General features: G+C 60.9%; 12 protein-coding genes and 2 pseudogenes. 3 read left to right on the top strand and 11 right to left on the bottom strand.

Annotated features, from left to right (window positions below):
* Positions 1-577 precede the first annotated feature (577 nt).
* Positions 578-2,368 (top strand): hypothetical protein, encoded by a 1,791-nt coding sequence (locus tag PD885_RS21690; RefSeq protein ID WP_197685830.1) that lies wholly within the window; start codon positions 578-580, stop codon positions 2,366-2,368.
* Between the two features lie 20 nt (positions 2,369-2,388).
* On the opposite strand, the gene PD885_RS03080 is transcribed toward PD885_RS21690, so the two are convergent.
* The gene (locus tag PD885_RS03080) at positions 2,389-3,195 is read right to left on the bottom strand and encodes an IS5 family transposase (RefSeq protein WP_002801519.1); all 807 of its coding nucleotides are present in this window, start codon (positions 3,193-3,195) and stop codon (positions 2,389-2,391) included.
* Positions 3,196-3,480: 285 nt separating this feature from the next.
* Between PD885_RS03080 and PD885_RS03075 the strand changes: the two genes are divergently transcribed.
* A protein-coding gene (locus tag PD885_RS03075; RefSeq protein ID WP_088056644.1) for an IS3 family transposase occupies positions 3,481-4,625 on the top strand; the annotation gives its coding sequence in 2 pieces (ribosomal slippage) (positions 3,481-3,718 and positions 3,718-4,625; 1,146 coding nt in all).
* Positions 4,626-5,200: 575 nt separating this feature from the next.
* Here the strand turns inward: PD885_RS03075 and PD885_RS03065 are convergent.
* The 4 genes from PD885_RS03065 to PD885_RS03060 form a co-directional block, all read right to left on the bottom strand.
* The gene (locus PD885_RS03065; protein WP_002801490.1) at positions 5,201-6,169 is read right to left on the bottom strand and encodes an IS5 family transposase; all 969 of its coding nucleotides are present in this window, start codon (positions 6,167-6,169) and stop codon (positions 5,201-5,203) included.
* A gap of 62 nt (positions 6,170-6,231) precedes the next feature.
* Positions 6,232-6,351: an efflux RND transporter permease subunit gene (locus tag PD885_RS22355; RefSeq protein WP_250637300.1), complete on the bottom strand. Its 120-nt coding sequence runs from the start codon at positions 6,349-6,351 to the stop codon at positions 6,232-6,234.
* Positions 6,348-6,530, bottom strand: coding sequence for an efflux RND transporter permease subunit (locus tag PD885_RS22350; RefSeq protein WP_040762033.1), 183 nt, complete (start codon positions 6,528-6,530; stop codon positions 6,348-6,350). The genes PD885_RS22355 and PD885_RS22350 overlap by 4 nt, the downstream gene beginning before the upstream one ends.
* A gap of 15 nt (positions 6,531-6,545) precedes the next feature.
* A complete protein-coding gene (locus PD885_RS03060; protein WP_231895766.1) occupies positions 6,546-7,487 on the bottom strand; it encodes an efflux RND transporter permease subunit in 942 nt (313 codons plus the stop codon).
* A 188-nt stretch (positions 7,488-7,675) separates the two neighbouring features.
* Between PD885_RS03060 and PD885_RS20380 the strand changes: the two are divergent.
* A pseudogene (locus tag PD885_RS20380) lies at positions 7,676-8,063 on the top strand (winged helix-turn-helix domain-containing protein); the annotation flags it as partial.
* Between the two features lie 306 nt (positions 8,064-8,369).
* On the opposite strand, the gene purU reads toward PD885_RS20380, so the two are convergent.
* The 6 genes and pseudogenes from purU to PD885_RS03020 all read right to left on the bottom strand — a co-directional run bounded on the left by purU (position 8,370) and on the right by PD885_RS03020 (position 13,070).
* Positions 8,370-9,221, bottom strand: coding sequence for a formyltetrahydrofolate deformylase (gene purU, locus PD885_RS03045; RefSeq protein ID WP_088056642.1), 852 nt, complete (start codon positions 9,219-9,221; stop codon positions 8,370-8,372).
* A 68-nt stretch (positions 9,222-9,289) separates the two neighbouring features.
* Positions 9,290-9,397 (bottom strand): annotated as a pseudogene (locus tag PD885_RS22615) (XVIPCD domain-containing protein); the annotation flags it as partial.
* A 59-nt stretch (positions 9,398-9,456) separates the two neighbouring features.
* Positions 9,457-10,575 carry an NADH:flavin oxidoreductase/NADH oxidase gene (locus PD885_RS03035; protein ID WP_040762027.1) on the bottom strand — a complete coding sequence of 373 codons (1,119 nt, stop codon included), beginning with the start codon at positions 10,573-10,575 and terminating at the stop codon, positions 9,457-9,459.
* A gap of 62 nt (positions 10,576-10,637) precedes the next feature.
* Positions 10,638-11,519 (bottom strand): NAD-dependent protein deacetylase, encoded by an 882-nt coding sequence (locus PD885_RS03030; protein ID WP_002802675.1) that lies wholly within the window; start codon positions 11,517-11,519, stop codon positions 10,638-10,640.
* A gap of 24 nt (positions 11,520-11,543) precedes the next feature.
* Positions 11,544-11,699, bottom strand: coding sequence for a hypothetical protein (locus tag PD885_RS03025; protein WP_231892681.1), 156 nt, complete (start codon positions 11,697-11,699; stop codon positions 11,544-11,546).
* Positions 11,700-11,795: 96 nt separating this feature from the next.
* Entirely contained in the window at positions 11,796-13,070 is a 1,275-nt protein-coding gene (locus PD885_RS03020) for an MFS transporter (RefSeq protein ID WP_002802672.1), read from the bottom strand.
* Positions 13,071-13,089: the final 19 nt, after the last annotated feature.

Below are 13,089 nucleotides of genomic sequence, written 5' to 3'. Positions count from 1 at the left end.
AAGTCGCTGCCATCGCGCCGATCTGCAAGTTCGACCGCGGTCGGTTGGGTTCTGGCCGGTTCCGTCGTTATACCGATGACGTCAAGGCCCAAGCGATCACCCGACAAACGGTGCCAGCGGGCGTCCGTTAGACGCTCACGTTGAAGTTCGGCAAGCCCGCTACGCCTTCGCCATCTGCGCAGCAGATTTGCGATCGATCGATCACGATGTTCGATACCTGAGAGCTGGATCGGCAGCGCTTCGACCAGACGGGAAGCAAGCTCATCAGTGGCGCCGGTGCGCGAGAGTTTGCCGGCGGTGTTCAGCGGATATCCCTGAGCCGCATGAGCTTGACAAGATCCAACAACGAGCCGTCTTTTTCATCATGAAGCGGAGCGAAAAAATGCGGAGCACAAAGAGCAGCAATCGTCGGACGCATGCCCAGAGCAGCTACCAGAGCCAGCCAGAGCAGCCCGCTGGCCAGCCGGCTGGCGCAGGCACTGTCGCGTCCGGTATGCCCTCGCCCTCGGAGCCCTCTGGCGTCCTCAACGAACTGTCAGCTCGACCGACTAAGCGTCGTCGCACCCAGGCATCTGCTGTGCGTTCGGCGCCGGGATGGGGCGCGCATCCGGCGCCGAACGTCACATCGACGCCGTTTCCCTCCTCCGCGCTGCCGTACGGCGACCTGCCCCCCAACCGTCATGTTCATCATCCTCAGCTCTCGCGCGCTGATGCGCCCGAGCCCCAGGGGGCAACAGCGCAACAGCCTGCTTCTGAAGACGCCGCAGTTCATGAAGAACCTCAGGCTCAAGTTGATTGTCCATTAACCTCAGGCGATATGCGCAAAGAGTTCGCCAAGCTAAGAAATAACTTGCTAAGCGGGACCAGGTGGTCAGGCTCCGGGACACCTTATACAGCCGACAAGGCACTCATCGGGCGGTTTGTAGACGGCGCCGAGAAGGGCGCGAATAACTTCTACACCACAAAAGACTACGTATATATATTGATACGTTTTAGCGCTTGGCTCAAGAAGCAGAAGAAGGGTGGCCTGCAAGACCGGCTCTTGCAAGACTTAAACGAGCTGAGAAGCGATGCCTTGAATTTCCAAACAGAGACGGGAAGCCGTCGTCTGATCGCGGCAGTGAAGAAACTGCATGATATGGCATCTGCCAAAGACGGAACGGTAAAGACCCGGCGATACCGCCGCAATGAGATTCCTGACGGTGATAAACAACTCATCAATGATGCGCTTTCTGCTACTTCCGAGTATGCAACCGTGTTGCGCGCGTTCAGTGGATGGCTCCATGCCGGGAAAAAAAAGGCATTGTGCGAACCGGGCAGACTGCATTCCGAAGCCTTGACGGATGACGCCCGCGCCTTCATGAAAATGAAAATGCCGGGCAGTCACCATTTGAATGCGGCGCTGCGGCAACTGCAGATATTTAAATGCACCGGAAGTACGGACTTACAGAAAAAACTTGATACGCGCGAGATCCCTGAGGTCGACTGCCAACTCAGCGAAGACTATAAAGCTGCTGGATGGGAGTCCAGCTGCGGGATGACATACACTGACGGGCGAACCTATGCCGATATGACGTCAGGCGTTATGCGCTCCTTCAGCGCTTGGCTACAGCAAAACAAAAAGGATCCAATAGCATGTCGTTTGCACGACCGAACGTTGGATGAAGATGTGGAACTTTATACCAGTGACGGGAGCTCAAAGTATAAATCTTCGATCAGAGGCATTCTGACGCAAGTGCGCGAGATATCCTCTTCTAACGCTCAGCTGCCTGACCTTGGAGGCAGAGCTGAACCGTCGGGGTCTTCTTACTCCTCCCGGTTTCCATCCACTACTTCTGGTGTTTTGCCGCCGGCGCCTCAACGCGTCTGGAATTTCGATACACCCGTGGAGGAGGTGACGGAACCTGCGTCCTCAGCTCAGCCCGAGGCGTCGAGTCCCCCCTTTGAATTCGACTGGGGGGACGCACTGTATCAAGCGGATGTTTTGTCGCGGGCGGATCAAAGAGAGTGGGATCTCGATACATTTCCTGAGCAGTTCATGGCGTCTGCGTCGTCAGCCCAGCCCGAGGCGTCGAGTTACAGCATTCCATTCGACTGGGAGATACTGTGTCAAGAAGCGACAGAGCCGCAGCACACCACCGCTATGCCGCAAGCATCAACACTGAGCTTCGACGAGAAGGACACCGGGCCCAGTTGGAAGCCTGGTGCACAGCAGGTTCCCGACTGGCTATTGCAGCATGCGGTTCGCGATGAGCAGATGGTTCGTATCCGCGGCATTGAGTACCGCGTCTTCACCAAACAGGTCGAGGTGGATGGGGTGAACCAGGCCAAACTTTGGCTTAAACCAGAGCAATTTTTAGGTGGTTGAGCGATTCGCCCTAGAGCGTGTTATGAACTTTGAAAGAGGGTGGCTGCATTTCCAAGCATCAGGATCGTGAAGACGACGAAGTGCAAACCGGCCAAGGTTTCCGGCAATCGCTCGTAGTCGCGTGCCAGCCGTCTGAAACGATTGGCCCATCCGAAGCTGCGCTCGACAACCCAACGGCGCGGCAGCAAGACAAAGCCTTTTTTCGCTTCTTGCAGCTTGATCACGTGCAACTCAATGCCTTCTTCCGTGGCCGCCTGCGCCGGTTCTTGACCGGTGTAGCCCTGATCAACAAAGGCGATCTTGACCGTTTCACCGGTCACGTGTTGTACCTCTTGTGCCAACGATCGGACTTGCGCGCGCTCCTGCTCATTAGCCGGCGTCACCTGGACAGCGAGCAGATGTCCAAGCGTATCGACGGCCATGTGTACCTTGCTGCCTTTCTTGCGTTTATAGCCATCGTATCCAGCACGCGGCCCGCTTTCGCAGGTGGACTGCAGCGTGCGAGCATCGAAAATGACCGCGCTCGGCTGGCCTTTTTTCCCTTGCGCCACACGCAAGAGTGAGCGCAGATCACTGACCATGGCCTCAAAGCAGCCCGCTTGCAGCCAGCGCTGTGTTTGCTGATACACCGCTTCCCAGGGCGGAAAATCGTTGGGAAGCAATCGCCATGGTGCGCCGGCGCGCGCGATCCACCGCAGTGCGTTGAACATCGCGCGTAGCTCATACTTGCGCTGCGGTGCCTGCACGTCCATCAGCGTCAAATAGGGAGCCGCAAAGGCCCATTCTTCGTCGGAAATATCGGTGGAATAAGGCTTACGAGGCTTCATCCGTATACGTTAGCGTGACAAGGGCAAAGTTCATAACACGCTCTAAGCGTGTGGGCACGTTGCATAGCGCATCGTCGATGCAGTGCGCTGACATCCCGCTACGATGTTTGATCCCAGGTGTTGATGGTGCAATCTTTTCGCTCAAATGAAGGCAAGTACGCTGGGCCGATGCAGCCATGTTCCACCGTTTCGTTCGTTGAAGATGAGGCGGCGATTGCCTATTGATACGCCCAGGGTTTCCTAGACATCTCAAGGCCATGGAAAATGGTCAATTCGGAGGTGTCTATGAGCAGCAAGCGGTATACGGATGAATTCAAGATCGAGGCGGTCCGGCAAGTGACCGATCGTGGTTTCAAGGTGGCAGAAGTCGCGGAGCGACTGGGTGTCACCACGCACAGCCTCTACGCCTGGCTGCGCAAGTTCGGCAAGCCTGGCGTGGTGCAGCGCGCCGAGGTGGACCAGAGCGCCGAGGTTCGGCGGCTGAAGGCAGAGTTGCGTCGAGTGACCGAGGAGCGCGACATCCTAAAAAAGGCCGCCGCGTACTTTGCCAAGGGGTAAGGGCAAAGTACGCCTTCATGCAAGCCCACTGTGGGGAATTCAGGGTGTGTGCGATGTGCCGGGTATTGCGGGTCAACCGGTCGGGCCATTACGCCTGGTTGTGCTCGCCCAACAGTGAGCGCGCCAAGGAAGATGAGCGCTTGCTTGGACTGATCAAGCACCACTGGCTGGCCAGCGGCAGTGTCTATGGGCATCGCAAGATCACCAGGGATCTGCGCGATCTGGGTGAGCGTTGCAGTCGCCATCGGGTGCATCGGCTGATGCGCACCGAGGGACTGCGTGCCCAGGTGGGCTATGGTCGCAAACCGCGCTTCCATGGAGGAATGCAGTGCAAGGCGGCGGCCAACCTGCTTGACCGACAGTTCGACGTGACTGAGCCGGACACAGCCTGGGCGAGCGATTTCACCTTCATCCGCACGCATGAAGGCTGGATGTACCTGGCTGTTGTGATCGATCTGTTTTCCCGGCAGGTCGTCGGCTGGGCGATGCGCGATCGGGCCGACACCGAGTTGGTCGTGCAGGCCTTGTTGTCTGCGGTGTGGCGGCGCAAACCCAACGCTGGTTGCTTGGTTCATTCGGACCAAGGGTCTGTCTACACCAGCGATGACTGGCGCAGTTTCCTGGCGTCCCATAGCGTGGTGTGCAGCATGAGTCGGCGTGGCAACTGCCACGACAACGCACCCGTGGAGAGCTTCTTCGGACTGCTCAAACGCGAGCGGATCAGGCGGCGGACCTATTCCACCAAGGACGCCGCTCGCGCCGAGGTATTCGACTACATCGAGATGTTCTACAACCCCAACCGCCGCCACGGTTCAACTGGCGACCTGTCCCCTGTAGAGTTTGAACGGCGCTACGCGCAACAAGGGTCTTGAGTGTCTACGGAACCCTGGGCGTATCAGTCGCTCACACAACCTGTTAGGGCTGTGGCGATGAGCAGAGTGGCCGCTGCAACCAAGCCGCAAGTAACAGAACGAGGTATTCTTGCACGGCGAGAAGTGTCCATCACATTTCCTCACTTGAACAGTAGCACTGCGTCCCGCGCCCATGGAGGACAAGATGTAGCTCTTCTCGGAACGAGTGAATGATAGCACTTGGCTTGGACGGGGATGGTCTGGACGCCGCTCTTTTGGATTCAGCAGTTCTAGGACGTCCGTACGGTTCAGCGTACTTGGATCTCCTGCTCGCTAGGGCATCCCGTTACATTGCGAGCCAGACGTGCGCGCAAACCGCATGGCACTCAGCCATATTATGGATGACCTGCTTCACGATCGAGGGCTGCGAGGCAATGCGATATCCCTTCGATTCGTCCGGATTCGATCTAAGGAAGGTCTGAACAACGCACCAGACCTCTAAAATTCGAGCCTGCTGCGTGCCAATAGCGCACAGAGTTGATGCGTACGATACGATTTCTACGGTTTCTTGCGGCGTTGGCTGGCGCCAGACAGCATTATCCCCTGGCCGGCAGCAACTGCCGGCGCACCATCCACAGATTGGATAGTGCGAACAGGGTCAGCACATGCGCGGTGTTCTTGGCCAAGCCGCGATAGCGGACCTTGGTGTAGCCAAACTGGCGTTTGATCACGCGGAATGGATGCTCCACCTTCGCACGCACACTTGCTTTGAAGTATTCCCAACGTTCTTCCTGGCGGCGCTCGCGTTTGTTGCCAATGGCTTGAATCGTCGAACGCTTGGCGGCAATGAAAAAACCAGCCTTGCAGGTCTGCAGTTCTTCGCGTTTGTCCGCACCGGTGTAGCCGCTGTCGCCGAACACACTGTCTTCTTTGCCGTGCAGCAATGCGTGGGTCACCGTGACATCGGCCACATTGGCAGCCGTACAACGGACGTGGTGCACCAGCCCGGAAAACTCATCCACGCCGATGGGTGCCTTCATCCCGAAATACCACTGATTGCCTTTCTTGGTCTGATGCATTTCAGGGTCGCGCGCGCGGTCGGTGTTCTTGGTCGAACTGGGCGCAGCGATCAGGGTTGCATCGACGATCGTGCCGGACCGCAGGCTCTGACCCTTGCGCACCAGATCCGCGTTGACGGCCTCCAGCATCCGCGCTGCAAGGCCATGGGTTTCCAGCAAGCGGCGAAAGTTGAGAATCGTGGTCTCGTCGGGAACATTGTCCAAACCGCCGAGCCGGGCAAAACGGCGCAAGGTCGGGATCTGGTGCAACGCTTCTTCCATCGCCGGATCGCTCAACGCATACCACTGCTGCAGCAAATGAATCCGCAACATCGTCGCCAGTGCGTACGGCTGTCGACCAGGCCGCCCCGACACCGGATAGTGCGGCGCGATCAGTCCGAGCAAATGCCTCCACGGAACCACCTGCTCCATCTCGGCCAGGAAGATCTCGCGGCGAGTCTGCTTGCGCTTGCCCAAACCTTCAGCATCACCGAACGTCAGTTGCATGGATGACTCCTCAACGTAGGTGTGTAGTGTCGCGCATTTGAAGTGCGTTGTTCAGAGGTTCCCTAGGTGCCCTGGCATGGCGACATGCCTTGCTCGGTCATCAGCCGCTCGATGTTTTCCACCACCACGATGGTATCGGCGACCAACAAGCCGATCGCCAGCATCATCGCGAATATGGTCACGTGTCGATCGAAAATCCCAGCAGCGACAACACACCAAAGGTGCACATCAACACCACCGGTACCGCAATGACCGGCACCAGCGTCGCGCGCCAGTTCTGCAAGAACAGATACATCACCACAACCACCAGCACGATCGCTTCGATCAAGGTCTTGACCACTTCCTCGATGGAGATGCGCACGAACGGCGTGGTGTCTTAGGCCATTTGATAGGTAAGTCCGGCCGGAAAATACGGTGTGAGCGCATCCAGCTTGGCCTCCACCGGTTTGGCGGCATCCAGCGCATTGGCGCCGGTGGCCAGCTGCAGGCCCATACCCGCGAAAGGCTTGCTGTTGAATCTGGAACTGGGGCCGTAAGATTCCGAACCCAGCTCCAGCCGCGCGACGTCGCGCAGGTACACAGTGGCGCCGCTGGCATCGGACTTGAGCACGATGTTCTCGAACTGCGCCGGCGTGCTGAGCTTGCTGCGCGAGGTCACCATGGCATCCAATTGCTGGCCTTGCAGCGCCGACAATGCGTCGAGCGCATCGGAGGACACATCGGCGTTCTGCGCGGCAATTGCAGTGCTCACATCCGAGGGCTTCAACGCATAGGTGTGCAGTTTTTCCGGATCCAGCCACACGCGAATCGCATATTCGGCGCCGAACACGTTGACGCTGCCGATACCGTTGAGACGGCTGATCAGGTCCTGCAACGCGGACACCATGTAGTCGCCGATGTCGGTGCTGTCCATGCTGCTGTCTTCGGAAGTGAAGGCAAGCACCATGAACATGCTGCCGCTGTCCGACTTGGTCACTGTCAGGCCATTGGTCTTGACGTCATCGGATAGCAGCGCCTCGCCTTGCGACACCTTGGGCGCGGTGCTGGCTGGCGCTGCGGTTACCGGCACGGCGTTAGGTGCAATTGCAGCCGGCGCGATCGCGGCGACAGTCACCTCGCGTGTCTTGACCGGCATGCCGACCTGGATTTTCTGCAAGTCCTGCACGATCACGCGCTCGCCTGCAGACAAACCTTCGCTGACCACCCAACGCGCGCCCACCGCATCGCCGGTGGTGAGCATGCGCTGCGCCACCTTGCCGCCGGCGCCGACCACCATCGCTACGGCTTGGCCCTTGCTGTTGCGGGTAATGGCCAACAACGCGCGCTTCTACAGCGCCCAGCAACGCGCCCGGTGGACAGTCGGCGCCGCATCGATCGGTGTCGCCGCGCTATTTGGCTGGCTGATGTCGCGCACCTTCTGGAGCGCTTGTACGAGCGCTTCTACCGCGTCGAAGGCTCGCGTAATCGCGCCAGCGGCGGCGGTGGGCTGGGTCTTGCGATCTGTCGCAATTCGGCGCCGACGACTACATCTGCGAACCCTTCAGCCCGCGTGAAGCAATGGCACGCGTGCGGGCGGTGTTGCGTCGGCATCGGCATGATCCCAACGCGATGCCGACGCACGGGTTGGTCGTCGATGACTCCGCCTGCCGCGCCAGTGTCGCCGGGCGCGATCTGGATCTCACGCAGGTCGAGTTCCAACTAGGCACGCTCTCTCTGTGCATCGCCTAGTCGCGTGTACTCGCGCGAACAGCTGATGGACCGCGTGTATGTTGACCACCGCATCGTCACCAACCGCACCGTCGACAGCCACATCAAGAACCTGCGCTGCAAACTGCCCGATGTCGGCGGCGAAGAGTGGGTGCGCTCGGTGTATGGCGTGGGGTATCGCTTCGAATATTTAAGTGAGGCGTTACCGAAAACCCAACAACTGCACGTCAACAACGCCCAGCGCTCGCACCTTCAACCACCGCGTAGAGCCGGCCAGCGATGCCTGCCATGGGCTTACCAGCGTGAACACGAAAAACCCGCGCTGGCCAGCAACGCGCCCAGCACGATCGAGCGGATGCGCCCCAGACGCTTCACTGCCGCAACGCCGCAACGCCCAGTAAGCGGGTAACGCTCCCTACGCAGACGTGGCATAACCACCTATCCATTGCACTTACCGCAACCACCCTTGGCCAATGGCGTGCAGCGTGAATCGCTAGCGGAACACCACCGTGCGATGGCCGTTGAGCAGGATGCGGTGTTCGACATGGCGACGCACTGCACGGGCAAGCACCAGCGATTCGGTGTCGCTGCCCAGCCGCACCAGATGGCGCGGGGTCATTGCATGGTCCACCCGGGCGACGTCCTGTTCGATGATCGGGCCTTCGTCCAGATCTTCGGTGACGTAATGCGCGGTGGCGCCGATGATCTTGACCCCGCGTGCGTGCGCCTGATGATACGGCTGCGCGCCCTTGAAGCTGGGAAGGAAGCTGTGATGGATATTGATCGCGCGCCCGGCCAATGCACGGCACAACCCCGGCGATAGAATCTGCATGTAGCGCGCCAACACCACCAGATCGATCTGCAGGTGTTCGACCAGGGCGAGCAGCTGCGCTTCCTGTGCGGCGCGCGTGTCTGCGGTCACCGGCAGATGGTGAAAGGCGATGCCGTAAGAAGCGGCCAGCGGTGCGAAATCGGCGTGGTTGGACACCACCGCGGCGATGTCCACCGGCAATTGCCGGCTATGCATGCGGAACAGCAGATCGTTGAGACAATGCCCCTGCTTACTCACAAGCACCAGCAGCCGCGCGCGACGGCGTGCATCGCGCAGCTGCCAGTCCATCTGGAATTCATCGGCCAGCAGCGCAAACCGCCGTTCCAGGCTGGCGATCTCGGTATTTGGCGGCTTTTCGAAGTGCACGCGCAAAAAGAAGCGGCCGCTTTCGTCGTCGCCGAATTGCTGTGCGTCGAGAATGTTGCAGGCCAGATCGAACAGCAGCCCGGTCACGCGATACACGATACCGGTGCGGTCTGGGCAGGACAGAGTGAGGATGTAGTCGGAGCGCATCGGCCAATGATAGCCAATACGCGCAGTGACGGGCTCAGTATTTGCGTCCGCTATTGTTGCAGTGTGACTCAGCGCGAGGGCAGGCGCAGCATCAGACGCCGATTGATCTCATCCAGCTGCGCCATCGACGCCTCGACCGAGGTCTCCATCGCTTCTTGCGTGGCGATGTTTGGCCTCCACACCGTGACCACGTGCCAGCGCGCCAGCCACGTACATCGAACATAAGCGGTGTGCGTCAGCTGGCCAACACGCCGCGCGCCTCGCGCGGTTCGCAGCGCAGGTATTGCGGTGCCGCGATGACCGATGCGCCAAGTGCGGCAGCGGCATGCCACGGCCAGCGCGGGTCGTACAAGATGCCGCGTGCCAACGCGATCGCATCGGCCTGGCTTCCTTGCAGAATCGCTTCGGCTTGCGTCGGCTCGGTAATCAGGCCCACGCCGATTACCGGCATGTTGACCTGCGCCTTGATGGACTGCGCAAATGGAATCTGATAACTCGCCTGCACCGGAATCTGCTGGCGCGGGTCCAGCCCGCCGCTGGAGACATGGATGTAGTGCGCACCGCGCGCATCCAGCGCCTTCGACAAGGCGATGCTCTGCTGCAGATCCCAGCCGCCGTCCACCCAATCGGTGGCCGAGATGCGCACGCCGATCGCAATGCGCTCGGACACCGCCGCACGCACCGCATCGAACAGACGCAGCGTCAGACGCATGCGGTTTTCGAGCGATCCACCATACGCATCGCTGCGTTGATTGCTCAGCGGCGACAGGAACTGGTGCATCAGATAACCGTGCGCGGCATGCAGCTCGATCAGGTCCAGACCCAGGCGTTCAGCACGTTTGGCCGACGCGACAAACGCCTCGACCACCGCATCGATGCCGGCCTCGTCCAGCGCCTGCGGCAATGGCTGACCGTCACCGAACGGCACTGCCGAGGCAGACACGGTCTGCCAGCCATGCGCGTGATCGGGTGCGATCGCTTCGCCGCCTTTCCACGGCAGATCGGTGGACGCCTTGCGGCCGGCATGCGCCAACTGGATGCCGATCGGCATCGGCGACCAGCGTCGCACCGATTGCAGCACCTCGCCCAAGGCCTGCTCGGTGGCGTCGTCGTACAAGCCCAGATCGGCGTAAGAGATACGGCCCTGCGGCTGCACCGCGGCCGCTTCCAGAATCAGCAGGCCGGCGCCGGATTGCGACAACGTGCCCAGGTGGATGCGGTGCCAATCGCTGGCGCGACCATCCTGTGCGGAGTACTGGCACATCGGGGCGATCACGATCCGATTAGCGAGCGCAAGCGGACCGAAGCTGATGGGAGAGAACAACTGGCTCAAGAGGATATCCACACGTGACATGGAGGAGCGCCCATTGCACTGCGCCACGCGCGTCGGCACAACCGCTGCGATGGATCACTGCGTCATGCAGAGTGCGCACTGGCGTCGTTGCCGCTACGTGCGCGCAGCGGATCGACCGGTGCCTGCAGAAACGCCAACTCCTGCGCGCACGACTGTTCCACCTTCAAACTGAGCAGTTCGTCGGCGCGTGTACGTCCGAAGTTGAGTGCGGCAATCGGCAAGCCGTTGCGTGCAGCGGTCTGCACGAAACGAAAGCCCGAATACACCATTAGCGACGAGCCCACCACCAGCACTGCATCGGCCGCGTGCAGATGCGCGAATGCACGCTCAACGCGCTCGCGCGGCACGTTCTCGCCGAAGAACACCACATCCGGCTTGAGCAGCCCGCCGCACACCGGGCACGGCGGCACCACGAAATTGTCGAAGGCCACATCGTCCAGATCCGCATCGCCATCGGGGGCCTGCGCCGCTTTCAAGTCGGCCCAACCGGGATTGGCCTGCTCAAGCCGCATCTGCCATTCAGTGCGTGGCATGCGCCGCTCGCAGCCCATGCAGCGCACCACATCGAGCCGGCCGTGCAGATCGATCACCGCTTGGCTGCCAGCGGCCTGATGCAGGCGGTCCACGTTTTGCGTGAGTAGCACTTCCAGCTGGCCGCGCGTTTCCAGCGCAGCCAGTGCGCGATGCGTCGCGTTGGGTTGCGCCAAGCCGAACCGTGGCCAGCCGACCAGACTGCGCGCCCAATAGCGCCGCCGTGTGGACAACTCACCCATAAAGGCCTGGAAAGTCACCGGTTGCGGACGCTTCCAACCGCCTTGCAGATCGCGGTAGTCGGGGATGCCCGAATCGGTGCTGCACCCGGCGCCACTGAGCACGAACAGGCGCCGATGGCGCTCGATGAAATCCTGTAGCGCGTTGCTGTCTTGAACGAGTGCCGCACTCATCGGGCAACTCCGGTGGCGAAGAGATCACTGTGCAACAACGCCATCTATTGTGCGTGTAGCGGTGCAACACGCGGCCAGCGTGCCATCTTCCAGCAGGCTTCTCAACGGCCCGGTGATGGCAAACATGCCGATGCCGGCCACGGCCTCGCAGTCGTCCAACCGCACCTGCGAGGCGGCCACGAGCGCTGCCGCAAACGCACGCGGCGAGCGCCTGCGCGCCCACCGCGGCGGCCCCGTGCGTTCGCAAATGGCAGAGCGCACGCGTGAAAAGCGCGCTCACTCGCACCGCGCAGGATGCGGTATGAACCTTCCGTACGGGCGCGGGTCATTAGCACGGTGGCGCAACAGGGACGCAGCAGCAAATGCGAGTGCCAGCAGCGTCAGGCACATGCAGACCAACCCGCCCCAGCCACCGTGTTGCCAGAACCAGCCGCCGAGCGCGCCGATCACGCTGGAGCCGGCGTAATACGCCAGCAGATACAGCGACGCGGCATGACTGCGATGCGCACCGCCGAGCCGGCTCACCCACGCACTGGCGGCCGAATGGGCGATGAAAAACCCGATCGTCAACAGCACGATGCCAGCCACCACCAACGCCAGCACATGTGCCAAGGTCAGCGCCACACCGAGCACACATACCACGATGCCGGCGGTGACCACCGGGCCGCGCCCGAAACGATCCGACGCCGCGCCGGCCACCGACGAGCTGACGATGCCGAACACATACGCGCTGAAGATCATGCCGATCTGGCTCTGGCTCAAGCCGAACTCCGGCCCGCCCAGACGAAAGCCGGCGTAGTTGTAGAGGCACACGAACACACCCATCAACAAGAATGGGAGTGCGAACAACAACCGCAGATTGCGATCGCGCAAATGCCCGGCCCAGGCACGCAAATGAAAGCGCAGATTGATGCCATGCCGGCGCGCAAAGTGCCGCGACGGCGGTAGTAGCCAGACGAACGCCAGCGCACACAGCAGGTCGAACACGCTCAACATCGCCAGCGCAGTGCGCCAATCGTAGTGATCGGTCAGCACGCTCATCACAATGCGCCCGCTCATGCCGCCGAACGCATTACCGGCCACATACAAGCCGGTGGCCGCGCCCAGTTTGTTCGCCGGCAACTCTTCGCCCAGATAAACCATCGCCACCGCCGGCACTCCACCCAGTGCGATGCCCGACAAGGTGCGCACCGCCACCAACGCGCCCCAATGCGGCAGGAACGCGGCGATGAGATTGAGTACCGCAGCGAGTGCGATCGACACGAACATCAACCCGCGCCGGCCGAGGTTTTCCGACATCGCGCCAGCGCAGAAGATCGCCAACGCCAGCGCACCGGTCGCCAGCGACAACGGCAACGAAGCGGTGGCCGCATCCACGCCGAAGGCGCGCGCGAACTCGGGCAGCACCGGCTGCACGCTGTACAACAGCGAGAAGGTGGCAAAACCGGCCATGAAGAGCGCCAGCCGGATGCGCCCGCTCGCGGGCGCGTCGATTTCGACAACGGCAGTTGTGTCCGGCAACGTGTCGGGGCGGCGATCAGGGGAAGACATGGGCGCGATATCGAGACCT

It is taken from the genome of Xanthomonas fragariae (assembly GCF_900183975.1).
In the GTDB taxonomy this organism is placed as follows: Bacteria; Pseudomonadota; Gammaproteobacteria; order Xanthomonadales; family Xanthomonadaceae; genus Xanthomonas; species Xanthomonas fragariae.
The sequence above is the reverse complement of the archived record's forward strand: the minus strand, read 5'-3'. Positions and strand labels throughout refer to the sequence as shown.

What these genes read in the sequence shown, in the direction of transcription:
- PD885_RS03080 (WP_002801519.1), bottom strand. Translation starts at nt 3,195, where the DNA reads ATGAAGCCTCGTAAGCCTTATTCCACCGATATTTCCGACGAAGAATGG.
- purU (WP_088056642.1), bottom strand. Translation starts at nt 9,221, where the DNA reads ATGCGCTCCGACTACATCCTCACTCTGTCCTGCCCAGACCGCACCGGT.
- PD885_RS03065 (WP_002801490.1), bottom strand. Translation starts at nt 6,169, where the DNA reads ATGCAACTGACGTTCGGTGATGCTGAAGGTTTGGGCAAGCGCAAGCAG.
- PD885_RS03020 (WP_002802672.1), bottom strand. Translation starts at nt 13,070, where the DNA reads ATGTCTTCCCCTGATCGCCGCCCCGACACGTTGCCGGACACAACTGCC.
- PD885_RS03030 (WP_002802675.1), bottom strand. Translation starts at nt 11,519, where the DNA reads ATGAGTGCGGCACTCGTTCAAGACAGCAACGCGCTACAGGATTTCATC.
- PD885_RS03035 (WP_040762027.1), bottom strand. Translation starts at nt 10,575, where the DNA reads ATGTCACGTGTGGATATCCTCTTGAGCCAGTTGTTCTCTCCCATCAGC.